We start from the raw sequence: 24,302 nt of genomic DNA on the forward strand, positions 1-24,302 counted from the left end.
TAGAGGCTCAGCGATAGTAGCGATCGTCTGGGTGATTTCGTTGTTGATGGTGCCCATGACTTGGTGGATATTGATGATGATAACGAGGATCATAATTAAAATGAAAGTTGCTATAAGGTTGGTTATAATAATCTCTTCTGTACATTAAAACTTGATCAATCACTTGATATTCTAATACATCTTTAAGAAAATTGAGCCTTTTCTCAATAAGCAAAAGGTCAATTATCCACCATGCTCCAAAGCCTCCAAGGGTTACGGTCATACCGACTGCGTAGCGGGTATCTCCCATATAATAGCGATGCCCTCCAACAAAACCAGTAAAAAGCCATAGTATGTACGTAATAACCTTATTCTTTTGATGCTTTTGCATGATTCGATTAACGATGGCTTGTTCTTCACTTGATAAATCACGTCTTAACAGTTCATTCTCCAATAGACTGCCTCCTAACTATTTTAAGATAATAAAAGTATACTTGATTATTGAACGTTAGAAAACACTTCCGACAAATAAAGACATGAGTTAAAGAATATTTTTCCTAAACTTTCATTGTGCCCTTGACATCAATTTGTCCAATTTATTAAGATCAACGCATTGATTTGAAGTCGCACTATTTCAAAAACTGGAGGGGGAAATGACAAAGAAGCGTAGGCTAGCTAGAGTATTTGCCGAAGATGGAAAGTCTTTAACGTTGGCTTTAGACGGTTCTTATTTTTCGTCAAAAATAGAAGGGATTGACAAGGTAATTCCACTCATTCCTACGTTCGTTAAACATGGACTTGATGCAGTCCTCGTTACATACGGAATGGTCAAACGTTATCCAGACGCATTTCAAGATGTTGGGATGATGTTGAGAGTAGATATGTCAACAAATGTATTTGATGCTTCTGTTCCTGATACAACCACTGTATTAAGTGTTAAAGAGGCACTGCGTCTTAGTGCAGATGGAGTAATTGTCATGACGTTTCCAGGTGCTCATAATGAAAAGCATACGCATCAAGCTGTGCGAGAATTAGCGAGTCAAGCAGATGAATGGAACGTTCCTTTGATAGTGGAGTCACTGCCATATGGGTATGCAGTAACAACGGAATCTTCGAACCATGCACCTATTCTTGCAGCTGCGGCAAATATGGCGGTTGAGTTAGGGGCGGATGTAATTAAAACCCGCTATTCAGGTGAACTGGATGATCGGCTAATTGCTCAATATGCCAAAGTTCCAGTGCTTGCCTTAGGCGGACCAAAAACAGATGATGTGAAGGCATATTTATCATTTGTCAACCACTGTTTGGCAAACGGTGCGAAGGGTGTAGCGGTCGGACGAAACATTGTTCAGAATAAGTCTCCTGTTGCCATGGTGGCAGCGCTAAATGCGCTTATTCATAAAAGAGATTCAGTAGAGAGTGCGTACCAGCTATATCAAACCATGTACTTAGAAACCATGTAGTCGTTATCATAACGTTTTAAGGAGGATAATGATGAAATATGTATTGGGCATTGATAATGGCGGGACGATGACGAAAGCTACGCTGTTCTCATTGAAAGGAGAAGAAGTTGTAACAGCGGTAAGGAAGACAGAGATGTTAACGCCAAGACCTTATCATACAGAGAGAGATTGTGAAGAACTTTGGCAAGCCAATCTTGCTGTTATTCGTGAGGTTCTGACCCGCTCGGCGATAGCAGCTGTTGAACTATTAGGTATTTCTATTACAGGGCATGGGAATGGCTTATACGCTATGAATAAAGCAGGAGAGACGACGTATAACGGAATCATATCTACAGACCAAAGAGCTCAAAAGTACGTTCATCAATGGAGAGCGGACCCTCGCTATGACAAGGAAATCCTACCGAAGACGATGCAATCGGTTTGGGCAGGTCAGCCAGTCGCATTGTTAGCTTGGTTGAAAGAAAACGAAAGAGACGTCTATGCGAAAACAGATTATATTTTCATGGTGAAAGATTACATTCGATATAAGTTGACGGGAGAAGCTTTTTTTGAACAAACCGATGCCTCAGGTACAAGTCTTCTTAATGTTCGTGACCGACGTTATGACAAAGAGCTATTAGCATTTTTCGGGATAGAGGACGCATTGGAGAAATTGCCGCCTTTACGAGGTTCTACAGATTGTTGCGGTACGATTACAGGAGAAGTCGCTGAGCTCACTGGATTACAAGCTGGAACACCGGTTGCTGGTGGGATGTTTGACATTTCCGCTTCTGCTATTGCATCTGGTTTAGTAACGGAAGATCATTTATGTATTGTTGCTGGTACTTGGAGTATTAATGAGTACATTACAAAAAAGCCAGTAGTCGATAAACGTTTATTTATGACGTCTATTTATTGTATGGATGGATACTGGTTAACAACTGAAGCCAGTCCAACCTCAGCGAGTAATTTAGAGTGGTATATCAATCAATGCATGCCGTTGGAAAAAAATGAAGCGGAGGCAAAGAATCAATCGATTTACCCTCTTTGCAATGAGCTTGTTTCTCAAACAGAACCAGAAGAAAGTGAGCTACTGTTTTTGCCATTTTTATTTGGCTCAAATGCAGTATCTCATGCCAGTTCCTGCTTTATTGGACTGTTGAGCTGGCACCAGCGAGCTCACCTCTTACGTGCCATTTATGAAGGTGTAGTTTTTAGTCATATGGCGCATGTTGAGCGCTTGCTTCAATTTAGGGAAAAGCCAACGGTCGTTCGGCTTGCAGGTGGAGTAACAAAATCAGATGTTTGGGTTCAACTGTTTGCAGATGTCTTGCAGTTACCGGTAGAGGTTATTAATGTACAAGAGCATGGAACACTTGGAACGGCTATGTGTGCGGCTGTGATGGCTGGTGAATATGAGTCTATTCAACAAGCTTCTGAAGCTATGGTTCAAGTGAAAACAACCATTCAGCCCAATCAAGTAAAAGCCACTATTTACGAACAAAAATTTAAGCGCTACCAAGAGACGGTTGAGAAGATGGCGGATGTTTGGGCGTTAGGAGTAAAACAATGAATCTTGGCTTACAAGGAAAGCATGCCATTGTTACTGGTGGGTCAAGAGGGGTTGGAAGAGAAATGGCTTTATGTTTAGCGGATGAAGGAGCGAAGGTAACAATAACCTACCATGGACATAAGGAAAAAGCAGACGAAGTTGTAAAAGCGATTAGAGAGAAGGGTCAAGTGGCCAACGCTGTGCAAATGGATCTTGCTGACACAAAAAGCATCGAAGAGACGGTTGAACAGGCATTTTATTTCGGAGTTGTTGACATTTTAATAAACAATGCTGCTGTTTGGCCAACTCGTTACATTAAAGACATGTCTTTACATGAGTGGAATGAAACCTTACAAACGAATTTAACAAGTGTTTTTTTATTAAGCCAGCTGTTTGTTCAACACTGTGTGCATCAAAAGCGACCAGGAAAACTGTTAAATATTATTTCTCAAGCGGCCTTTCATGGTTCAACTACAGGGCATGCTCATTATGCCGCAAGCAAATCTGGCATACTAGGATTTGCTAAATCACTAGCTAGAGAACATGCAAAAGATAGAATTACTGTAAATAATCTCGCATTAGGCATTGTGGAAACAGACATGATTCGAAAATCTTTACAAAAAAAAGAAGAGTATTATTTGAATAGAATTCCCATTGGTCGTGTAGCTCAACCACGAGAAATGGCAGAGATTGCAACCTTTTTAGTATCAGAAAAAGCCAATTATGTAACCGGTTCAACGTTTGATGCTACAGGTGGAATGTTAATGCATTAACAACGTCTAAGAGGTGGAGATATGAAATGTTTGGCTATTGCTGATTTGTTAATCTCCGAGCATGTAATGAAGGAAGGGCTAGCTAGTCTTGAACAAAAAGGCATTGAATTAACTATACGTAAGTGGCACCATGATCAAGTAGAGGACTTACAAAAGGATAATGTATTAATTGAACAAAAAGGCTCTGACGCTGTTTCATTGCCAAATTCCATTACTTATGACATCGATCAATATGACATCATTTTAACGCAGTTCGCACCTTTGAACCGTTCCGTTCTTGCAGCAGCACAAAACGTATCTCTCATCGGTGTGCTACGAGGAGGGGTTGAAAATATTGATGTAGTGGAAGCAGAAGCAAGAGGCATCAAAATATTAAATGCATCAGGTCGAAATGCACGAAGCGTAGCAGAATTTACGGTTGGAATGATTATTGCAGAGATGCGAAACATCGGTCGTTCTCATGCTTCAATCATGAAAGGAAATTGGCAAAAAGACTTTGCCAACCAGGACCACATCCCAGAATTAGGGCGGCGAACAGTCGGGATCATCGGGTTTGGTCACATCGGTCAGCTTGTGGCAAACTATTTAAGTGGATTTGGCACAAAGATTATATTTTATGACCCATATTTTAATGGTGAAACAACGTGTACCCAAGTGGAGTTAATAGAATTGTTAAAGGCTTCTGATGTCGTCAGTTTACATGGTCGGCTAACAGCAGAAACAAAGGGGATGTTAGGCTATGAACAGTTTGAGCAAATGAAACAGACGGCGATCTTAATTAATACCGCTCGTTCTGGCCTTGTAAAAGAAGGGGAGCTGATAAGAGCTTTGCAAGAAAACGTCATAGCTGGTGCAGCTCTAGATACGTTTGACTATGAGCCTTTAACAAAAGACAGTCGTTTTCTCGCACTAGATAATGTCACATTAACCGCCCATTTAGCAGGGAGCACGGTTGATGCGTTTCGGCACTCGCCTATATTACTAGCAGAACGAATTTGTTCCTACTTAGATAGCGATAGTGTATGAGTTGACCAAAATAATTACATCATTTTCAGATACCCTGCGCGTTGATAGGACGAAGATTTAAATGGAAAGTTTTGCGTCATAATAACGATTAAGCTTCTTTAAGGTTTCTTATCTATGATTCTAACGTTACACTTACTGCTTTTATCCATTTAGGGATGTTTTTTTCAAATAAAGGTAGATGTTTTAAACGGTTTAAATTATTAAGTTCTCTGAGCGATATAAACAAAGTGTCCCACAAAATAGACTCTTCTATAAGATTGTAACTTGTGATTATTTGAGATGGTTCATGTGAAAATAACAAGAAGAGTGTCTTATCATAATTCTTTGAACGTATCCCTGCCCACTCCCAATCAATAAAGGTGATTTCGGTGTTAGAGTAAAGAATGTTCATCGGTAATAAATCTCCATGAGAAAACACAAGTTTAGTGTTGGCTGGCGTTGTCTTTAAAAGCGATGTTAACTTTTGTTTGATAGATGTTGCTAGGAAATCCTGAACATTAAAGATGTAGCGTTCCATTTTTTCTTGTCTGTTATCATTAAAATTCCATTTTGCGGGGATGGGGATATTAGAGATGGTGTTTATTTTCTCTATAATTAGCTTTAAATTTACTGAGTCTTTTAAGCAATATGCGTCCCTTTTAGTAGCTAATGGAAAATCTTTTAAATAAGCGATTATAAACATACTTAATGAAGAGTCTTCAAAGCACCAAATAATAGGAGGAATGTTGTCGAGATGGTTTTTTAAATAGTTATAAACAAAAATTTCATGTTCAATTAATTTAAAAGACTCTAAATCTTCATGTCGAGAAGCTTTTATAAAAAATTGATCGTTATGAAACGTTATACGATGCTTGTTTTTTAATTCATCACCTATAAAATTGATTTCTTTGTATGTGAAAAAGGTATTTAAATGCGAGGGAAGTGAAACCATTAAGTCGAACCTCCTGTGACATAAAAAGGTGAGTGCACTCGCGACAGTGTTTCTACGCGTGAAAAAGAGTGTTAAAACAATTCATGAAGACCCAAGTCGTCTTTAGAAGCAACTCTTATGATAAAAAGTTTTTGACAAAAGCGCTTTTAGAGAAAAAAACTAGAATACGTTACATTCTAGTTTGTGTAGACATATGTATGGTTCTTTCACAGGCTTATTACTTATTGTTCATTTATTTTGGCAACGGACCAAGGGTGACGAGGGTTTAATGTATTAAGCTTTTTTGCATATTCAAGGGCATTTTCAAATTCTACAAATACCCGATCAGTCACAGAATGGATGTTTTTTAAAATAAAAGTCTGTCCGTCTACAAGTCTTTTTAGGTGATACATTACTATTCCTCCTCAAACGATTAGGATACATCTATTATACACGCTTTAGCGCAATTACGTATATGCAAAAATCATGTAAAGGATGCGAAATTTATGGGAGATTTTTATTCTTTATAAAGCGGTAAAGTGACTGTGTTATCAATCGAGTCACTAGTTGTCCAAATAGGATGGGTAGGGCAGATAACAGAATGACGACATTCATGGTAAAGGGGTTAAACCAACTATCATTAGGAGGAATAATAAAGAGCTGTGCAAGGATAATGGAGCCAACAATCATAAAGCTATGCATAAGAAAGAAAACACGCAACGAGGCCCGTATGGATAAAACGCCCGCCAAAATCGACCAGATAACATGAAACCCGTTAATAAAGGAGTACGATATATCGGCACCATGATTTCGCATAGTGGTTTCATAAAAATGAAACAAAAAAGGACCCGGAATCAGCATCATACAGAACCATAAGATTTTCATAAATCAAATCACTCCTTCATATTAACAATAGTTTATCAAATGTTTTGACTCTATTCTGTACAAAAGGTAAAATACAGTTATATTGTAAGCGCTTACTTTATTTGAAAGAGGAGGAATAAGAATGATTTATGCAAACCCAAATCAAGAAGGTTCACTCGTTTCATTTAAGCAAACGTACGATAATTTTATTAATGGTGAATGGATAGCCCCTGTAAAGGGTCAATATTTTGATAACGTTACGCCGGTAACTGGTGACGTATTCTGTACTTTAGCTCGCTCCACATCGGAGGATATTGAGCTAGCGCTTGATGCTGCGCACGAGGCGAAAGATCGATGGGGCAAAACTCCGCCTGCTGAACGGGCGAATCTCTTAAATAAAATTGCTGATCGGATTGAAGAAAATAGTGAGATGCTTGCAGTAGCAGAGACGTGGGACAATGGAAAAGCAGTTCGTGAAACATTAGCGGCTGATATACCGTTAATGGTCGATCATTTTCGTTACTTTGCCGCGACGATTCGAGCACAGGAAGGTAGTTTAAGTCAGCTTGATGAAGATACGGTCGCTTATCACTTCCATGAGCCATTAGGTGTAGTTGGTCAAATTATCCCTTGGAATTTCCCATTATTAATGGCAACGTGGAAGCTTGCGCCAGCTTTAGCTGCAGGAAACTGTGTTGTTTTAAAACCGGCAGAACAGACCCCTGCCTCAATCATGGTGTTACTTGAATTAATTGAAGACCTCTTGCCAAAGGGGGTTGTGAATGTTGTGAACGGTTTTGGGGTAGAAGCAGGAAAACCGCTTGCGTCGAATCCGCGTATTGCGAAAATTGCTTTTACTGGGGAGACAACAACTGGGCGTTTAATTATGCAGTACGCGTCACAAAATATCATTCCAGTAACCCTTGAATTAGGTGGTAAGTCGCCAAATATCTTCTTTAAAGATATTATGGATGAAGACGATGAGTTTTTAGATAAAGCAGTAGAGGGGTTTGTTATGTTCGCCTTAAATCAAGGTGAGGTATGCACATGTCCATCTAGAGCGTTAATTCATGAATCCATCTATGATGCTTTTATGGAACGAGCGCTCAAACGAGTGAACGAAATCAAAATTGGCAATCCACTTGATACAGAAACAATGATGGGAGCTCAGGCGTCTTCTGAACAAATGGAAAAAATCCTCTCCTACATTGATATTGGCAAGCAAGAAGGTGCTGAAGTCTTAACAGGTGGGGAGCAAAATAAAGTTGATGGTAGTGAAAACGGCTATTACATTCAGCCAACCGTCTTTAAAGGAACAAATAACATGCGAATTTTCCAAGAAGAGATCTTTGGACCGGTCGTCTCAGTGACAACCTTTAAATCAGATGAAGAGGCGTTAGACATTGCCAATGACACACTGTATGGGTTAGGTGCAGGTGTTTGGACGAGGAATATGAATCAAGCTTACCGCTTTGGGAGAAATATTGAAGCGGGACGAGTTTGGACGAATTGTTATCATGCCTATCCTGCTCACGCTGCATTCGGAGGGTATAAAAATTCAGGTATTGGTCGGGAAAATCATAAAATGATGCTGGACCATTATCAGCAGACAAAGAACTTGCTTGTCAGCTATGGCACGAGTCCAATGGGGCTTTTCTAATTCGTTTAATGAAGAGGAGATGAGCGCGTGGTTGAGAAAGTCACAGCAACAGAAACAGCAATCGCCTTTTTAGAACAATTAAAAGAAAAGCATGGTCCCCTTATGTTTCATCAGTCAGGTGGGTGTTGTGATGGCAGTTCGCCGATGTGTTATCCAGAAGGAGAGTTTCTTGTCGGAGATAGTGATATCCTACTTGGTACGATTGCCGGTACACCTTTTTATATGAGCAAAGTTCAGTACGACTATTGGAAACATACGCAGATTATTGTTGATGTTGTTGATGGTCGTGGCGGGATGTTTTCAGTAGAAGGACCAGAAGGAAAGCGGTTTTTAACGAGATCAAGAGTATTTACCAATGAAGAGCGAGCAACTTTATAAAGACTCAAAAAAGGAGATCGTTTTAGGCGTCTCCTTTTTCTTGTGCTTGTTTGGATTCATTCCCAAAATAATCAACAGTTTTGACGGTATAGCGGGCGTTGCCTTTTTCAATTAAAAATGATTTTCGTTCTTGTTGTGAAACACTCGCTACAAGCGTTTCTTTTCCGTTCTCACTTACTTCATACACACGATAGCCTGCAATGTAATCATCTCGAACGGCATACCACGATAATAAGTTTCCTTGAACGGTTAATTCTGTCGGTTCGTCAGGCGGATTTTCGCTATCTGTTTCTTCTACTAACGAAGTATACACTACAAGTCGTTCATCATGATTACCGCTCTGTCGATCAAATGTGCCGGTACACGTAATTAAATTTAGTTGCTTGTGATCGGTAGAACCAAAAATTTCTGTTAGTGGTGCATCGTTATAAGGATATTTTTCTATACGATCAACAGTGAATTCTAATTCTTCTCCGTTATCATCTGTGACAAAGATCGATTGATTTTCTTCTAAATCACCTAAATAAAAAAATACTGCAGGTCCATTCTTATCATCAACATGCCCCGCCAGCACAGCATTACCACGTCCACCAGGCTTTGTTCCTGGTTCGTACCAGCCGACATCTGTTCCATTGTCAGGAACGCCCATTTGACCATTTTCTAAAAGACCTACTTCTGTAATAGGCGCTTCAACATCCAATGCAGGGATTCTTAATTTAGAAGGGAAAAGCTCGCTTTGTTTGTTTAATTCATGATAAGCCTCTTCAATCTTGTCAGCATTGATCGCGAATTCTTCTGCAATTGTTTGTTCCTGATCAAGGTGGACAGGTGGCTCTATTTCATTTTGTGTAACAGGTGAAGAAGAGGAAGATTCTTCAGCAGAGGTGCTACAACCGATAAGTGTGAGCAGGGAAAGAAAGAGTACAAGAAGTGGTCTAATTTGCACGACAGATCATCCTCCTTAAAAAATGTAAAAAGCGTTAACGACGATGCTTTCGCTACAGCACTAGAACAACATCACTCATTGCTCTAGAGCAATGAGTGAGTTTACTAATAAAACAGGAAGCCTTAAATTTTGCTGAAGAGACTTCAGACACATGCTATTTACGTAAAGCGCCGTCGAACGCGTTTTTTATCCGTTCTTGAGCCAACATTTACTCATTCAAATTATTAAGCATTCGTACGAAATTTACGTACTCCGAAATAACCAGTGAATGCGACTGTAGCTCCTGCTAGAATCCATGCCATCCATTGTAGAGAAATACCTTGCTGGCTTCCACCCATACCTGTTTGTGGCATTTCAGGCATTGCAGCTTCCTCTTCAAACAGATCCGGGTTTTGCTCAACAATGGCACCAGCTAAGCCTGAACCAATGTCGAATGTAAAGGCATAGCCTTCTCTGAATGTTTCAAATGATCCAGCATAGTCACCTTCTGTATAACGGTCAAAGGTTGTAAATACTTGATCTTCGTGCATGTTAACAAGTTCTGTAGCATCAGCTGCTGGTAAAATGCCTTCAGTTGCTGCGTCTAGAAATGTACCGAACTCATCAGCAAATGTACTTAGCTTGTTTTTTGCAGCCTCTTTTGCTTCATCATCTTCATTTTTTACAGCATTTACGTATTCACTTTGAGCTAAAATGTGATTTCCTTGCCAAATTTGTTCGAATTGCTCGCCGCCTTCATCACCGTATACAGACGCAATAGTTGCTTTTAAGTCGGCTGTATTTTCATCCTCTGCCCAGCTAACGAAATCGAAATCTTCGCTATCTTTAAATTCTTTTGACATAGAAAGGGTTGCTAAGGCAAAATGTTCGGCAACAAGATTACTTAAATCAGATCGTAAGTTTCCAGCGTCTGTTAAAGGTGTTGTTCCTTCGAACATCTCTGGGTTTTGTTCAACGATGGCATTTGATAATGCAGCACTGATATCAAACATATGTGATAGGCCTTCACGGTACGTCATGTAGGCTGTTTCATAATCGCCTTCCACGTACGCATTAAACGCATCCTCTACTTGTTGTTCATGAATGTCTAATACTTCAATAGCTGCATCACTTGGAAGTGCGCCTTCTGTTGCGCCTTCAAGAAATTCACCAAACTCTACGTAAAATTCATCAATCATTTTAGAAGCTTCTTCCTGTGCTTCTGTATCGCCATCTTTTACTGCTTGAACATAATCAGCGGTGTATTCATTATGTCCTGAGAAGATGCGGTCAAATTCTTCAGCGCCTTCATCGCCATATAATGATGCGATAGCAGGTTTCATATCCGCTGCATTTTGCATAAGTGCTTCTTGTGCGGCTTCAGCGCCATCGTCACCATCATATTGCTTTTGCATAGAAAGAACAGCAAGGGCAAAGTGTTCAGATAAAAGGTGGTCGAGTGTTCCTCTTAATTCAACTGCTGGTGTCGTTACTTGTGACATGCTTTCTTGTGCTTGAGCTCCTTGGACAAATGATGGGGCAATTAATGATGCACCTAGTACGGGTATTAATGCTTTTTTTATTTTCATTTTGAAACACTCCTTTTTGTTTTGATTTCACTAAGCTAACGCAAGAGATGTCAAAATGGATCACTTTTTTTAAAAAAACTTTTTTTGCATAAAAAAACCTGCCACACGTATTGAGTGGCAGGAGGCAATTATAATTCTTCTACTAGCACAATGTCGCCTTCAGGTGTCTCGCTTGTTTCATCAGGTTCTATTGTAATCGCAATGGTATCGTAACCCATCTCTGGATCAATGTCGAATGTAGAGATACCGCTCCCGTCTTCGGCTGGAGTAAATGTACCAGCTCGATATGGTTCACCATCTTTTAACAACCATACTTGGTATACTTGTGTATCCTCTGGTTGAGAGAGTTGTTCGGCTTCAACGACTAGTTGTTGATAATGATCTTTATTGACAAACGAAGCTGTAGCTTGAAATGGAATCGTCTCTGCTGCTGGTTGTAAGTTTAACCGTTGAACCAAAGAATCAACGGTTATGCTTGGTTCGATTGCTACATCATCAGGTTCACCAAGTTGACTCACTGTATAGATATTCCCAATTAAAGAAAGGAAGAGCGCCGCAGCCATTGCTGGGATAAGCCAATTTGCTTTCTTTTTTCTTTTTTGTATATGTTGTTCTTGTTTGTTTGTTGTAGATCCTACTGCAATTGGTTTCTTACCGTCTGAGGATTGAGATTCAACTGGCGCTTTTTCTGCAAACGCAGCTGAAAGTATCCGTTCTTTCATTTCAGGTGGAGGTTCAACTGGATCTACATCAAACCCTAAGTCATCCGTAAGCGCTCTGATTTCATTTAATTCTTCTTCGCATGTTGAACAAGTTTTAAAGTGAGCTTCAAATTCTTTCGTTTCTGTATCAGTCAACTGTCCGTTAACGTAGTCAATTAAATGAGTACACTTATCACTCATGAATGATCCCTCCATTCTGTTCTATGTCTTGGATCGTAGTTTTCAGATGTTTTAAAGCAAGCCGTAACCTTCCTTTTACTGTACCTAAGGGAAGATTACACGAATCAGCAATTTTTTGCTGTGATAAGCCTTGATAATAAAATAAGGTAATAACTTTTTGTTGTTCTGGTTTTAATTGACTGATGGCTTTTTTTACGACAGCGCGTTTTTCTTTCCATTCAACTTGATCCTCTACACTTGGATCAGGGTCTTCTGTCATTTCTTTCGTTGCGGTTTCTGAAGCGATTTCTCGCTTTTTTCGGTGATGGTCAATAACTGTATTACGTGTCATAGTGAGTAACCAGCTAGAGAATTTACCTTTTGTTTCATCATAAGAACTCTTCTGTGTCCACACTTTTATAAAGACTTCTTGAACAATTTCTTCTGCTAATTGTTTCTCTTCCGTCATTTTGAAGCTAAAAGAAAAGAGAAGTTTGCTGTACTTGTCATACATCTGTTCAAGGGCTTCTTTTTCTCCGCGCCTAAGCTTTTTATAAAGCTGTACATCATGTTCGGACATCATATTCTCCTTTTTTACTTGATCTCGATTTAGGAACATAAAAATCGGAATAATAGCTCTTTGCTGATTTTACATGTATTTGTCGAGAAAAGCCAAATAAAAAGGCATGGAAAGCTTTCTTATAAAGAGAACGTACGAATCAATGGTTTGGATCACTTTTTACGAAAAAAAGGTTTACTTTTTTGTATGACGGGTAATTTATTTAGTTCAACTTGATTGGCAGTAGAGGTTATGGTTAGATGGCATTATACAACGTATTTAAAAAGGGGACAAGATGATGAAGGAGTCTCAGAAAATAAAAGAGTGGCCATTAGAAGATAGTTATCGAACGTTACCAGCTACTTTTTATAGTCTTCAACAAACAAATCCCGTACCGAAGCCAGAAGTGGTTATCTTTAATCATAAATTAGCAAAAGAGCGATCGATTGATGAGACGATCCCAAGCACAGACATGGGACTTGATTGGCTAGCGGGAAATCGGATTCCACATCGAAGCGAAGGAATTGCGCAAGCGTATGCTGGTCATCAGTTTGGTCAATTTACCATGCTTGGCGATGGTCGAGCTTTGCTGCTTGGAGAACACGTAACACCAAAAGGTGAGCGTTATGATGTCCAATTAAAAGGGTCTGGAAGAACAACTTTTTCACGCGGGGGAGATGGTCGGGCAGCACTCGGTCCGATGCTAAGAGAATACTTGGTGAGTGAGGGAATGAATGGTTTAGGCATTCCAACAACGCGGAGTCTTGCTGTGGTGAAAACAGGTCAGGTAGTGCAACGGGAAACGCGTTTGCCAGGTGCTGTGTTGACAAGAATAGCGAAAAGCCATATTCGGGTTGGTACGTTTCAATATGCAGCTGCACGAGGGGACGTTTCTGACCTTAAAGCCTTAGCAGATTATACCATCTATCGGCATGAGCATGCTGTTAGCGAGGAAAAGAATCCGTATCTTGCTTTCTTATGTCAGGTAATTGATAAACAAGCGCACTTAATAGCGAATTGGCAATTGGTTGGTTTCGTTCATGGTGTTATGAATACAGATAATATGGCTATTAGTGGCGAAACCATAGACTATGGGCCGTGCGCATTTCTTGATCAGTACGATCCAATGAGAACATTTAGCTCTATTGACAGACAAGGGCGTTACGCATATGGAAACCAGCCCTATATGGCAAATTGGAATCTCGCTAGATTAGCAGAAGCGCTCATTCCTTTATTAGCAAATAATAAAGAAACTGCCGTCCAGTTGGCTCAACAAGCAATTGAAACCTTTACACCGTTGTATACAAGCTACTGGTTAAAGGGGATGAGAAAAAAAGTAGGCCTTATTGATAATGAACAGAAAGAAGATCGCTCACTAATTGATAGGTTGCTCAAAATGATGGCTGAACATAAGCTCGATTATACGCTCACGTTTAGACAATTAAGTACAGAGGGAACGCTTCCTGCATCTGTCGAAAACGAAGAACACTGTCAGGCATGGAAAAAAGAGTGGGAGAACCGCGTGGATCAACAGTCAAGGAGTAGGAGTGACATTCAAAACCAAATGCTAAGTGTAAATCCTTTTATCATTCCTCGAAATGAACACGTGGAACAAGTGTTAGAAGCTGTTGAAAACAATAACGACAACACATTACTACGTGCTTTCGTTAAAGCGATTCAAGATCCATACAAAGAGACTGAGACATCAAAAAGGTTTGCGCAAGTATCGAAAAGCAAGACACCATATATCACGTACTGTGGCACCTAAGCGTTAGCGAGGTGCTTTTCTTTATAGAGGATTAAAGAAAATGCCATAAAGAAGATCGAGTACAAGAAGTAAGGCAAGGCTTCCATATGCATATGTTCTTTTTAAGCCTAAGTAATAGCACTTAATGGTCTTCGATATAAGGGCAACAATGAATGTAATGGCGCGAATAAGTGCAATCGTTGTAAAGATTGTCTGATCTAGCAAGCCGAAATGAAACGTAAGTAGAAAGCTAACAATCATTGTTATGAAAAAAGGAACCCAAGCAATGACTTCAATTCGCCACCAAATTTCGCTTTTACTCGTTGAGTGGTACTCCTCCATCCTCATTTCACCTCCTATTAATTTATAGCCTTAATTTCCAGTGTTAAACACTCGGAATGGTTATGAAGTCTGCAAAAAACGAAGAACGTTGACACGTTATTAGAGGTTTCGTCGACAAGGCAGGAGAAACAATGGTGAGAGGGAATAGGCTAATGAAAGGAAGAAGACGGATAAAGGCGGTGTGGTCATGAATGTTCAATCAACACATGAAGCGCAACAATGTCTGGAAGGGTTTTTACAAATAAAGACGACGTTACATTCAGAGACAGAAGAGGATTGGATCTTTCGAGCTGGAGATGGCAAATTGTATAACATTCGAAAATATGATGGTGCTACCTTTTGCAACAAACGCCTTATTGTCCTACTTGCGCTAAATGAACATGAAGCAAGTTGGTCTCGTCTTATTCTTTCATTACTAAAGCAGTTTCCAGATGGAGTAGAATTCCTTGAAGATGATCCAAACTCATTTTATTTTGCGGCTTATCAAATAAAGGGGAAAAAACGTTTAAGGGCAACGATTCAATACAGTAAAGCGAATGGGTCTATTCGTATGTTAGAAGTAGAACAGTGGAACAAACGACGCGAATATGCCGGTTAATAATTGGGAAGAGGATTTTTTGAAATCACGTAGAAAACCTATGTAGGAGAGGAGAATGACTGCACCCATTCTCTTCTTTTTTTTGAGGAGAGTCATCGTCAATCTACTGAATAAATGCATAACTTCCATATATTCTTTTAAAAGATGGTATACTTTTACTTAGATTCTTAACAGGCGAAAGTAGGAGAGTGCCATTTTTTATTTGTACCTTAGTTTAATCTTACTGCACGTCACAAGTGAATTTTACGACCACATTGTCATTCAAAGTATCATCGGTAGCTTGGCCATTGTAATCATTGGATTGAACTTTTTTAAAGTGAAACGTTTATATTTTTGGGCAGGAACGACTTTCTTTTTTGTTGGTCTCATTTGTGCTTTTCTTTATGTTCCTCAAGAAAGAGCGTTTCTTTCCTTATTTGGTTCGATGACAAGCTTATTAGCTTTATTATTTGTATTGCCATATATGAGTACGATTATCGCGGTTGGAAAATACGATCGAGCTCTTGGTCAAATGATTCGTAAGCCACCACAACTAACAATGGTTCGATTATATCGACGTACATCATTGATGACCTATATGTTGACGTTGTTTTTGAATGTAGCAACAGTTCCAGTAGTTGTTTCAACGGTCAGAGCCCAAGTGTCTCAGTTAAAGGATGCATTCATTCAACGTTTTTTTGCACATAGTATTTTACGTGCGTATGGACTCGTGCTCCTATGGAGTCCAACGGAAGTTCTTGTTGCTTCAACAATTGATATGACTGGGACGAGTTACTTGCTGTTGTTTCCAACCCTGCTAGCAATTAGTATTTTGTTTATCTCACTTGACTGGTTTATACATAATCGACAATTACAGCATATTGATTTAAAAGCAGCTGTTGAGGGAACCCATAACCCGGCGCAGTTAAGAAAGAAATTACTAGAACTAGGGTTTGCCATTACTTGCTTTATCGTCGTTCTTTTAACCTTAAATACGCTTATTCCTCAATCGTTTCTATTTTCGGTTACAGTATTAATTATTCCATTTACATTTTTATGGGCATTTTTCATTAAAAAAGGAAACCGTTTTTTGCTTTTAAGCTCTGCATATGTAAAAGGAAACACCACTCAGCTCCATGGATTGTTCTTTTTATTTTTGGCGGCTGGCTTTTTTGTAGAAGTGTTTCCTTACACGACGTTATTTGATCAAATGGATTTGTTTTTCTCCTATGTTTACGAGACTGGTCCTATTCTATTATTCTATCTCCTTATTGCCTTATGTATCTTTAGTTTTGCATTAATTGGATTTCATCCTTTAATATCTATTGCTATCTTTTCACCTTTTTTAGCTGAGGCGATGGTTGTGCATCCATATGGCGTGAGTGTACTTTTAATTGGAGTGGGATTGAGTACAGTCATGATTGGACCATTTAATATAACGCCTACCATCTTAGCAATGCAATTGCAGGCAAATCCGTATTCAATCATTCAGAAAAATTTATTGTTTGCATTTGGCTACCTGTTGTTTATTGTAGCTGTGGCAACGGTGTTTAGCGTCTTCTAATTCTCTTAACAAAAGAAAAACAAGTAAGGAAAGTAGAGTGCCATGATCATAAAAGTAGCCACAGCCATTCTAATCATCCTATCAATCGTTCTAGTCGCTCAGTCAAGTTGGGTATCAGAGTTACGAACAGGTGAGGGTCTTGAAACAAGTGAGTTATTTCAACAATCACTGCCGTTTTTATTATCCCTGTCTTTTGTCTTATTGCTGGTTCAGAGCATTTTAACCGTTATTCCTCTAGCTTTAATCCTGATTTTTAACTATCTCTTATTAGGATTTTGGCTTGCTTATGCGTGGAGTCTTGGTACAAGCATTATAGCCAGTTTATTATCCTTTTGTTTGTACCGTTACTGGTTACAACATGTCTTTCGGCAGAAAGTTCGAAAAAATTGGGTTCAAGCTATTGAGAAGAACGGTTTTTGGGTTGTGTTAACAAGTCGGCTTGTTCCTGTAATGCCTTCAAGCCTCATTAACGTAGCTGCCGGAAGTAGTCGTATAACAGTAAAAACCTTTCTCTTTGCAACTTTTATCGGCAACGGCCTTTATTTAATGGCACTCTTTTTGTTAATGGAGGGTTTTATTGCCGGAGGAACGGAATGGTTCCTTTTAATAGGTGTTGTGTTGTTATTTTGCACGATCGCTGTTAAGAAAAAATGGACAAAACGAATGAAAAGTGGAGTGAACGAACAATGATAATTAGAAAGTTACATCAAGATGAAGCCGTACCGTATGATCTATTGTTGTTAGCAGATCCTAACAAAAAAATTGTTGATAGCTATATGAAGCAAGGTCTTTGCTATGTGTGTGAACAAAAGGGCGAACATATTGGTTGCTATGTAATAATTCAAACGAGGCCAGAGACCATTGAAATTGTCAATGTAGCTGTAAAGGAAGCGTTACACGGTAATGGATTTGGAAAAGCGCTTGTACAACATGCCATTGAAACGGCGAAACAAGCTGGTTATAAAACGGTCGAAATCGGAACATCTAACTCGGGGATACACCAAATAGCCCTTTATCAAAAATGTGGATTTCGGTTGGAATGGATTGATCGTGGTTTCTTTTTACGACATTATGAGGAAGCGATTTGGGAGAACGGTATACAAGCAGTGGATATGGTTAGAATGGCGATTTACTTATAATTAAAATTTATGGTTTAAAGTAAAAGAAAGGCAGGTATGATAGAGTAGTAGAGAGTCAGAAAGAAGGTTATACAATGATTGTAAGGGAGATCGAGCTATTTGAGCGTGAATTAACCATCTTAAAAAAAGAAAAGCAAAATAAATTGCTCTATGCCTGCTACCGAGCAGAAATTGATAGTCAAATTAACTTATTAAAAGAAGCCGTTTATTTCTACAAATGTGCTAAGCAAAAAACAAGCCGTAAATGATACGGGCTTGTTTGTTTTTTTTATTGGATTGTTTTACGAACGTTTTTTATCGTAGATAGAAGCATAGTGACAAACAGAATACTTAATACAAGGCTGATAGGTGAAGTCACATAGCCAAGAAAGAACGTACCTAGGTCGTGGTGAGCAGTAATCATCGCTGCACGATACGATTGATCAATTAAGGGTCCAAGCACAATGCCTAAAACAAGGGGCGCAAGAGGAAAGCCAAACAACCGTAAGACAAAACCTAACAAGCCAAATCCGATCATCCAATAAACATCAATCATTGTGTTGTTAATAGAGTAAGCTCCAACAACGATAAGAACAAGGATAACCGGCATAAGAATACCTTTTGGAATTGAAATCACCTTTTTAAATAAATGGATGCCAGTCATCCCAAATATAAGTAGAAAAAGGTTCGCTAAAAATAAAGAACCGCAAATGACCCAAAATAAATCAGGAGAGTTCGTAATAAGCAACGGTCCTGGATCGAGTCCATGTACAATGAGTGCACCGATGATGACAGCTGTAACCGCATCGCCTGGTATACCTAGTGTTAGCATAGGAACAAATGCACCACCAATCGCGGCATTATTAGCTGTTTCAGGAGCTATTACCCCTTCGTATGCGCCTGTTCCAAATGGCCGACTTGGTTTTTTCGTGCTACGTTTAGCGTGGTCATAACCAAGTAAAGCTGCAATTTCGCCTCCAACACCAGGCAATACACCAGCTAATGCCCCAATCACAGAAGTTCGAAGTGTAAGGGGCAAGAACTTGATTACCATCGCTAAGGGTGGAATGATTTTTCCAACGACGTTATCCTTATGATCTTTCGTTGTTTTTTGAGACAATTGATAGAGAACCTCCGCAAAACCGAATAGACCAAGTATGGCAATAATGACATTAATACCGCTTTGAAGTTCCAATATACCAAACGTTAGCCTGGGGCTAGCCGAAATCAAATCAAGTCCAACTAAACCGATAAAGACACCGAAACAAGCAAGGAAAATAGATTTAATAAACGCACCTTGACTCATTGTACCGACTAACAATAAACCGAGTAAAGCGAGCAATAAATAGTCTCTATGAGCGAAATAAAGTGCAATGTCAGATAATACAGGAGTGGCGAATACGAGCAGAAGTAAACCGACCATTCCTCCAACAATGGATAAGATTGTAGAAAGTCCTATGGCTAACCCTGCTTCACCCTTTTGTGCAAGTGGGTAACCATCAAAGGAAGTAGCAATTTGAGCGGGACCACCTGGCATGTTTAAAAGAATGGCCGGGCGAGCACCTCCATAGACCCCCCCGACATATACCCCAACAATTAGAGCAAGTGCAGATAATGTGTCCCATGAATACGTTAGAGATAAAAGCAAAACAGTGGCCATTGTAACAGAGAGACCAGGAATAGCCCCAACATAAATACCAGCAAATGTTCCTAATGCTACGAGAAGAAGAAGCTGATAGTCAAATAGCGGCATAAGAAATTGTTCCATAACGTTCCTCTTTTCTAAAGCGAATTAAAATTAAGGGAAAACAATTTGAAAAACAGTTTGAAAGACAAACACTATAACAACGACCAGGCCGAATGAAAGAAGGAAGCTTTTCCATAAAGAGAGGGTACGGAAAAACAGAAAGCTTATAGATAAAAACAATAGAGTGGCGATGCTAAATGGAACATAGGGAATAAGAATAATATAAACAAAAACGAGACCAATAAAGCCAAAAAAGTAAAATGAATTTGAAAGTTCGTATGTAACGTGTTCTGAAGATTTAAAGTGCTGATACGCTAGTATACAAGAAAAAACAACCATTAAAAAAGACAGGACGAGTGGTAAAAACCGCCCTGATGATAGAAATTCATCATAAACAGGTATGTGCATTGCTTGTGTAACGAAAAGAACGCTAACTGCAATCCAACCTATGTAGAAATAAAATGCCGGGGACTTAATCAAAAGGATTCTTCCTTTCTTTCCGTGTTTAATTACTCGGGATGGGAATATTGTAGTTGCTTGGATGCTCTGCAAAGCCAGATTGGTAAAGGAACCAGTTTGTTCTTGACTCCCATTCCTCCTGATAGTCAAGCGCCTCATCACCAGTAAGGCCGAGCGGAATCATTTTTTTACTTTCAATAAACGATTGAAATTCCTCAGTATGAAAAGCCTCTGTAAAACTATCTCTAAGCTCCTCAATAATAGGTTCGGGTGTTCCTTTTTTTACGTATGCACCGTAATATGCACCCCAGGGAAGATGTTCTAAATAGTCAGGTGCTACTTCACCAAGGGCAGGCCAATCACCAAACTCTTCTAAGCGGGTATCATTGATAATTCCTAACACTCTCACTTTATCAGCGAGAATGTAATTGTAAGCGGACGGTAATGAAACAATCGATGCCTCAATTTGTTTGCCCATTAAACCTGTGATGGAAGCACCTTCTCCTTTGTAAGGCACCATTGCAAAATCAAGCCCTAACATGCTTGTGACAACACCTGAAGTGCCAACAGGTCCCGTTGTAGCCATTAGAATTTTACCTGGATTTGCTTCCGCCTGCTCAATCAAATCATCCAATGTTTGGAAAGGCGAGTCTGGGTGGACAATAACAACTGGAACGGTTCTAGTAAACAACATCAATGGTTCGTAGTCATGATAACTTAAATCAGATATTCCTGTTGTACGATATAAATTAGGATTTTCTGCGCCGAACAAAATTTTATACCCGTTTGCTGGATCCTTATGTACATCGTAAGCAGCAATTGAACCAGCTCCACCTTCAACATTTTGCAGGACGATAGATTCACCTAAAATAGGCTCAGTATACTGGCTAATCACACGAGCGATGGAATCGGCTCCTCCGCCTGGTCCAAATGGAATAACACCAGTGATTGAACGAGATGGATAGCTTTCCGAATCCGTCCCAGTTGTAGCAGAGTTGCAAGAAGTTAAAAACATAATAAGTAAAGGGAGCACTATTAACTTTTTAGGAAACATACAGTCACCTCCATATTATATAGAAAGCGTTTTCAAAAAGTTCCGTTAAATGGAATAAGAATATTGTAGAGCGGAAATACGTAAGTGAATTGTAGCAGAGAAAAAAGAACTTGTCATTGTTTTTTTGCAATTCAGCAAAAAAACAATTCACAGAGAAGATAAGAGGAAAGTAGTTGACAAGTGGATAAGAGTATCGCTAGAATTTGAACCAAGAAATACTTGTATACTAGTATTAATATTTAAAAGGAGGATAATGATGAATCATCCATTTTCACTAGCTCACCTCACGGCTTTAGAGTGTGCACCACCAGAGTTAACCTATTTAGCGGCACAAGCTGGTTACGATTTTGTTAGTATTCGTCCCATCTATATGGGATTGCCTAATGAACCAAACTATGATTTAGCAAACAACAAAGCAATGTTTAAAGAAACGAAACTAGCGCTACAACAAACGGGGTTAAGTGTATATGATATAGAATTGGCTCGAATTAATGATGACATTGATCCGCTTATCTATGAGCCTGCGTTTGAAGTGGCGGCAGAACTTGGAGCAAAACACGTTTTAAGTAGCATTTGGACAGACGATACAGAGCTTGGTCGTGAAAAGTTTGCTCAGTTATGTGATATAGCAAGGCCATACGGACTAACTATTAATTTGGAATCAGTACCAATTGCATCTGTGAGAACGCTTAAGGGAGCCATTCATGTATTAGAAGATGTAAAAAGAGAAAATGTAGGACTAATGATTGATGCCCACCACTTTCATCGAGCTCATGATTGTGTGGATGATATCAAATCAATTCCAAAAGAATGGCTTCATTATTTTCATTTATGTGATGCACAAAAGGAAATTCCAACAAGCAAAGAAGAGATGACACGTATTTTACGAGAAGAGAGATTGTATATAGGTGAAGGTGGCCTTCCCTTAAAAGGTATGTTAACGTGTTTACCTGATGATATGGTTTTTTCACTTGAGATGCCCAATAGACAAAGAACGAAAGAGTTAGGGACGTTTGAGTATATAAAGCAATGTTTAGCATCTGCAAAAACATTTATTGAGAAAGGAAATACGTATGCAGTAAAAAAATAACTTGTATACTAGTGTTTTATAAAATTTCGTGGTATGATTTCAGAAATGTGAAATCTGTTGTGGTACACTCTTTTTAACAAAACGATTAGTTAATAATTGTTGAAAAGGTGGAGACTTAGAGTAATGGAAAAACGTGATTCATTACGAACTGTTCGACGAGCATTATCCATACTAGATTGTTTTTCGTTCCAAAATCAGGAGCTTTCTTTAACACAAATCGCAACTGAAATTGAATTAGCAAAGTCGACAACAACTCGATTGCTAACAAGTCTTGAGACAGAAATGCTTGTACAGAGAGATGAGAAAACAGGGAAGTATAAGCTAGGTACCAAATTAATTTATTTAGGTCAAATTGCAAAAGATGCTTATCAGCTGAAAGATGTTATGGCACCACTTATGAAGCAACTTCGAGATGAGACGTTAGAAACCGTGAATTTGTATACAGTTGACCGAGGAAAACGAGTATGTATCTTACAATTTGAAGGGTATCAGCCTCTTCGTCATGCTGTTCGAATTGGTGAATTACTACCGCTTCATGCAGGAGCAGGGGGAAAGGTCTTACTTGCTTATCAGTCTGAACAACGAAAGCAAAAATCGGTAGAGGGTTTAACGACAGTCGAACAAAACGAACGGTTAGCTGACCTTCAACGAATTAAGGAATCAGGCATAGCTATTAGCATAGAAGAACGTGAAATTGGTCTAGCGGCAGTTGCAGTAGCTGTTCCGAATCGTGATGGGAGTGTAACCCATTGTTTATCCATCTCTGGCCTTGTTCAGCGGTTCTCAAAAGAAAAGATTAAAGAATTTGAGCAACGTTTAAAAGACGTACGAGCACAAGTAGAGCGTGATTAAACATAACGAATTAAGAAAGCGTTTACGATAAAGAGACGTAACGTCAATAAGGAGAAGAGTATGTCAACAATTATAAAGAAAATGGAAGCTGAACACATTCAACGTCCACTAATCTGCGCCCCTCTTGTAGGGAAAACGTTCGCGGCTATTAAAGAGGAACTCTTCGTTATTACGAAGAAACAGCCAGGGCTCATTGAGTGGCGTGTTGATTTTTTTGAAGAGCTTCACAAGACAGAATCTGTTATTGAAACAGGGAAATGGATAAAGGAGAACGCTAAGGGGATACCGGTGCTATTTACAAGACGTTCTACTCGTGAAGGCGGAGAACCCATTTCTTTAAATGAGGAACAAGTAACTGATTTGTACGTCAGTGTCATGAAAGCAGATGTGATTGATGCCGTCGATGTGGAATTAAGTTCCCCGGAAGAAGCGAAAGAAACGATCCTTTCACTGGCAAAGGAGAAAGAAATACAAACGGTGATGTCGTTTCACGATTTCTCAAAGACACCTGAAAAAGAAGCGTTACTGGCTGTTTTAAAGCAAGCACAAGAAGAAGGTGGAGACGTAGGGAAAATTGCATTAATGCCACAATCACTTCATGATGTGTTAATTGTTGCTGAAGTGACAGAAGAAGCAAATCGAGAATTAACGATTCCCATCATCACAATGTCAATGGGTCCTAAAGGAGCCCTTTCTCGCTTATTTGGCGGTGCTTTCGGTTCTGCCGTTAGTTTTGCTGTCGGTCAAACAGCTTCTGCACCAGGACAAATCGCAATTGATCAACTTGAAAGGGTACTCGATGTAATCGACGGGAGTCAAGTGTAAGAGAAAAGCACGTTTCCTTCTATAGGAAACATGCTTTTTTATTTATGCGATTGTTTGTACAGTAAGTGGTTTTGCCCCCAAGTGTGCATGGCCGTAAAAATGGGCTCTAACGTCTTCCCGTATGTGCTAATGCTATATTCAACTTTTGGCGGAATTTCTGTATAAACGTGTCGCTCAATAATGTCTTCTTCTTCTAATTCTCTAAGCTGTTGTGTGAGTACTTTTGGGGTTATGTTCGGTATCGCTCGTTGAAACTCACCAAAACGTGTCGTGCCATTGGCTATTAAATGAAGTAAGATGAGCAGTTTCCATTTGCCGACAAAAATCTCCAACGCCTGATTTACTTGGCATTGGTCAGGTATAATGTTCATAAAATGACTCCTTTAGTA

At 39.3% G+C, this 24,302-nt stretch carries 28 protein-coding genes; 15 read left to right on the plus strand and 13 right to left on the minus strand.

Annotated features, from left to right (window positions below; translation table 11 throughout):
• Nucleotides 1-7: 7 nt before the first annotated feature.
• Nucleotides 8-433, minus strand: coding sequence for a TM2 domain-containing protein (locus PQ477_RS13810; RefSeq protein ID WP_060705192.1), 426 nt, complete (start codon nucleotides 431-433; stop codon nucleotides 8-10).
• A gap of 199 nt (nucleotides 434-632) precedes the next feature.
• Between PQ477_RS13810 and PQ477_RS13815 the strand changes: the two genes are divergently transcribed.
• Genes PQ477_RS13815 through PQ477_RS13830 form a run of 4 tightly spaced genes read left to right on the plus strand, consistent with a single transcriptional unit; the run spans nucleotide 633 to nucleotide 4,772 of the window.
• On the plus strand, nucleotides 633-1,442 hold the full coding sequence (locus PQ477_RS13815) for a class I fructose-bisphosphate aldolase (RefSeq protein WP_274272217.1): 810 nt from the start codon (nucleotides 633-635) through the stop codon (nucleotides 1,440-1,442).
• Between the two features lie 31 nt (nucleotides 1,443-1,473).
• Nucleotides 1,474-2,994, plus strand: coding sequence for an FGGY-family carbohydrate kinase (locus tag PQ477_RS13820; RefSeq protein WP_246117146.1), 1,521 nt, complete (start codon nucleotides 1,474-1,476; stop codon nucleotides 2,992-2,994).
• Nucleotides 2,991-3,746, plus strand: a complete 756-nt coding sequence (locus PQ477_RS13825) for an SDR family NAD(P)-dependent oxidoreductase (RefSeq protein WP_274272219.1) — start codon at nucleotides 2,991-2,993, stop codon at nucleotides 3,744-3,746. The genes PQ477_RS13820 and PQ477_RS13825 overlap by 4 nt, the downstream gene beginning before the upstream one ends.
• A 21-nt stretch (nucleotides 3,747-3,767) precedes the next feature.
• Nucleotides 3,768-4,772: a 2-hydroxyacid dehydrogenase gene (locus tag PQ477_RS13830; RefSeq protein WP_060705195.1), complete on the plus strand. Its 1,005-nt coding sequence runs from the start codon at nucleotides 3,768-3,770 to the stop codon at nucleotides 4,770-4,772.
• 112 nt (nucleotides 4,773-4,884) lie between these two features.
• Here PQ477_RS13830 and PQ477_RS13835 read toward each other — a convergent pair whose 3' ends face one another.
• From PQ477_RS13835 to PQ477_RS13845, 3 genes are all read right to left on the minus strand, one after another.
• Nucleotides 4,885-5,703, minus strand: coding sequence for a phosphotransferase (locus tag PQ477_RS13835; RefSeq protein ID WP_274272220.1), 819 nt, complete (start codon nucleotides 5,701-5,703; stop codon nucleotides 4,885-4,887).
• 221 nt (nucleotides 5,704-5,924) lie between these two features.
• On the minus strand, nucleotides 5,925-6,095 hold the full coding sequence (locus PQ477_RS13840) for a hypothetical protein (protein WP_158318498.1): 171 nt from the start codon (nucleotides 6,093-6,095) through the stop codon (nucleotides 5,925-5,927).
• Between the two features lie 91 nt (nucleotides 6,096-6,186).
• Nucleotides 6,187-6,567 (minus strand): hypothetical protein, encoded by a 381-nt coding sequence (locus PQ477_RS13845; protein ID WP_274272221.1) that lies wholly within the window; start codon nucleotides 6,565-6,567, stop codon nucleotides 6,187-6,189.
• Between the two features lie 121 nt (nucleotides 6,568-6,688).
• Between PQ477_RS13845 and exaC the strand changes: the two genes are divergently transcribed.
• Together exaC and PQ477_RS13855 are read left to right on the plus strand one after the other, a co-directional pair.
• Nucleotides 6,689-8,206: an acetaldehyde dehydrogenase ExaC gene (gene exaC, locus PQ477_RS13850; protein ID WP_060705198.1), complete on the plus strand. Its 1,518-nt coding sequence runs from the start codon at nucleotides 6,689-6,691 to the stop codon at nucleotides 8,204-8,206.
• Nucleotides 8,207-8,233: 27 nt separating this feature from the next.
• Nucleotides 8,234-8,584 (plus strand): DUF779 domain-containing protein, encoded by a 351-nt coding sequence (locus PQ477_RS13855; protein ID WP_060705199.1) that lies wholly within the window; start codon nucleotides 8,234-8,236, stop codon nucleotides 8,582-8,584.
• Nucleotides 8,585-8,606: 22 nt separating this feature from the next.
• Here PQ477_RS13855 and PQ477_RS13860 read toward each other — a convergent pair whose 3' ends face one another.
• The 4 genes from PQ477_RS13860 to PQ477_RS13875 form a co-directional block, all read right to left on the minus strand.
• A complete protein-coding gene (locus tag PQ477_RS13860; RefSeq protein ID WP_052007521.1) occupies nucleotides 8,607-9,530 on the minus strand; it encodes a class F sortase in 924 nt (307 codons plus the stop codon).
• A gap of 224 nt (nucleotides 9,531-9,754) precedes the next feature.
• Nucleotides 9,755-11,098, minus strand: coding sequence for a hypothetical protein (locus tag PQ477_RS13865; RefSeq protein WP_035393168.1), 1,344 nt, complete (start codon nucleotides 11,096-11,098; stop codon nucleotides 9,755-9,757).
• Nucleotides 11,099-11,226: 128 nt separating this feature from the next.
• The gene (locus PQ477_RS13870) at nucleotides 11,227-12,000 is read right to left on the minus strand and encodes an anti-sigma factor (RefSeq protein ID WP_035393167.1); all 774 of its coding nucleotides are present in this window, start codon (nucleotides 11,998-12,000) and stop codon (nucleotides 11,227-11,229) included.
• Nucleotides 11,993-12,559, minus strand: a complete 567-nt coding sequence (locus PQ477_RS13875; protein WP_274272222.1) for an RNA polymerase sigma factor — start codon at nucleotides 12,557-12,559, stop codon at nucleotides 11,993-11,995. Before PQ477_RS13875 ends, PQ477_RS13870 begins: the two co-directional genes overlap by 8 nt.
• Nucleotides 12,560-12,836: 277 nt before the next feature.
• Here PQ477_RS13875 and PQ477_RS13880 point away from each other — a divergent pair, with 277 nt between their 5' ends.
• Entirely contained in the window at nucleotides 12,837-14,306 is a 1,470-nt protein-coding gene (locus PQ477_RS13880) for a protein adenylyltransferase SelO (protein ID WP_060705270.1), read from the plus strand.
• Between the two features lie 21 nt (nucleotides 14,307-14,327).
• Here PQ477_RS13880 and PQ477_RS13885 read toward each other — a convergent pair whose 3' ends face one another.
• Entirely contained in the window at nucleotides 14,328-14,627 is a 300-nt protein-coding gene (locus PQ477_RS13885; protein ID WP_274272223.1) for a hypothetical protein, read from the minus strand.
• Between the two features lie 187 nt (nucleotides 14,628-14,814).
• Between PQ477_RS13885 and PQ477_RS13890 the strand changes: the two genes are divergently transcribed.
• The 5 genes from PQ477_RS13890 to PQ477_RS13910 all read left to right on the plus strand — a co-directional run bounded on the left by PQ477_RS13890 (nucleotide 14,815) and on the right by PQ477_RS13910 (nucleotide 18,155).
• Nucleotides 14,815-15,225 (plus strand): hypothetical protein, encoded by a 411-nt coding sequence (locus PQ477_RS13890; RefSeq protein WP_035393164.1) that lies wholly within the window; start codon nucleotides 14,815-14,817, stop codon nucleotides 15,223-15,225.
• Nucleotides 15,226-15,427: 202 nt separating this feature from the next.
• Entirely contained in the window at nucleotides 15,428-16,768 is a 1,341-nt protein-coding gene (locus tag PQ477_RS13895; protein WP_144558564.1) for a hypothetical protein, read from the plus strand.
• A gap of 42 nt (nucleotides 16,769-16,810) precedes the next feature.
• Nucleotides 16,811-17,458, plus strand: coding sequence for a TVP38/TMEM64 family protein (locus tag PQ477_RS13900; protein WP_274272224.1), 648 nt, complete (start codon nucleotides 16,811-16,813; stop codon nucleotides 17,456-17,458).
• Nucleotides 17,455-17,907, plus strand: a complete 453-nt coding sequence (locus PQ477_RS13905) for a GNAT family N-acetyltransferase (RefSeq protein ID WP_035393160.1) — start codon at nucleotides 17,455-17,457, stop codon at nucleotides 17,905-17,907. The genes PQ477_RS13900 and PQ477_RS13905 overlap by 4 nt, the downstream gene beginning before the upstream one ends.
• Before the next feature lie 74 nt (nucleotides 17,908-17,981).
• Entirely contained in the window at nucleotides 17,982-18,155 is a 174-nt protein-coding gene (locus PQ477_RS13910) for a hypothetical protein (RefSeq protein ID WP_158331936.1), read from the plus strand.
• Between the two features lie 20 nt (nucleotides 18,156-18,175).
• Here the strand turns inward: PQ477_RS13910 and PQ477_RS13915 are convergent, their stop codons facing one another.
• The 3 genes from PQ477_RS13915 to PQ477_RS13925 are packed head-to-tail and all read right to left on the minus strand — an operon-like array spanning nucleotide 18,176 to nucleotide 21,146.
• Nucleotides 18,176-19,654: a tripartite tricarboxylate transporter permease gene (locus PQ477_RS13915; RefSeq protein WP_144558565.1), complete on the minus strand. Its 1,479-nt coding sequence runs from the start codon at nucleotides 19,652-19,654 to the stop codon at nucleotides 18,176-18,178.
• 30 nt (nucleotides 19,655-19,684) lie between these two features.
• The gene (locus PQ477_RS13920) at nucleotides 19,685-20,113 is read right to left on the minus strand and encodes a tripartite tricarboxylate transporter TctB family protein (RefSeq protein WP_274272225.1); all 429 of its coding nucleotides are present in this window, start codon (nucleotides 20,111-20,113) and stop codon (nucleotides 19,685-19,687) included.
• Nucleotides 20,114-20,138: 25 nt separating this feature from the next.
• On the minus strand, nucleotides 20,139-21,146 hold the full coding sequence (locus tag PQ477_RS13925) for a tripartite tricarboxylate transporter substrate binding protein (RefSeq protein ID WP_035393157.1): 1,008 nt from the start codon (nucleotides 21,144-21,146) through the stop codon (nucleotides 20,139-20,141).
• A gap of 256 nt (nucleotides 21,147-21,402) precedes the next feature.
• Here PQ477_RS13925 and PQ477_RS13930 point away from each other — a divergent pair, with 256 nt between their 5' ends.
• The 3 genes from PQ477_RS13930 to aroD all read left to right on the plus strand — a co-directional run bounded on the left by PQ477_RS13930 (nucleotide 21,403) and on the right by aroD (nucleotide 23,913).
• Nucleotides 21,403-22,236, plus strand: a complete 834-nt coding sequence (locus PQ477_RS13930) for a sugar phosphate isomerase/epimerase family protein (protein ID WP_274272226.1) — start codon at nucleotides 21,403-21,405, stop codon at nucleotides 22,234-22,236.
• A 123-nt stretch (nucleotides 22,237-22,359) separates the two neighbouring features.
• Nucleotides 22,360-23,088 carry an IclR family transcriptional regulator gene (locus tag PQ477_RS13935; protein ID WP_035393156.1) on the plus strand — a complete coding sequence of 243 codons (729 nt, stop codon included), beginning with the start codon at nucleotides 22,360-22,362 and terminating at the stop codon, nucleotides 23,086-23,088.
• Nucleotides 23,089-23,148: 60 nt separating this feature from the next.
• Entirely contained in the window at nucleotides 23,149-23,913 is a 765-nt protein-coding gene (gene aroD / locus PQ477_RS13940; RefSeq protein WP_274272227.1) for a type I 3-dehydroquinate dehydratase, read from the plus strand.
• 38 nt (nucleotides 23,914-23,951) lie between these two features.
• Here the strand turns inward: aroD and PQ477_RS13945 are convergent, their stop codons facing one another.
• Entirely contained in the window at nucleotides 23,952-24,284 is a 333-nt protein-coding gene (locus PQ477_RS13945; RefSeq protein ID WP_144558568.1) for a winged helix-turn-helix transcriptional regulator, read from the minus strand.
• Between the last annotated feature and the right edge of the window lie 18 nt (nucleotides 24,285-24,302).

The sequence above is a fragment of the Shouchella hunanensis genome (genome assembly GCF_028735875.1).
Taxonomy (GTDB): Bacteria; Bacillota; Bacilli; order Bacillales; family Bacillaceae_D; genus Shouchella; species Shouchella hunanensis.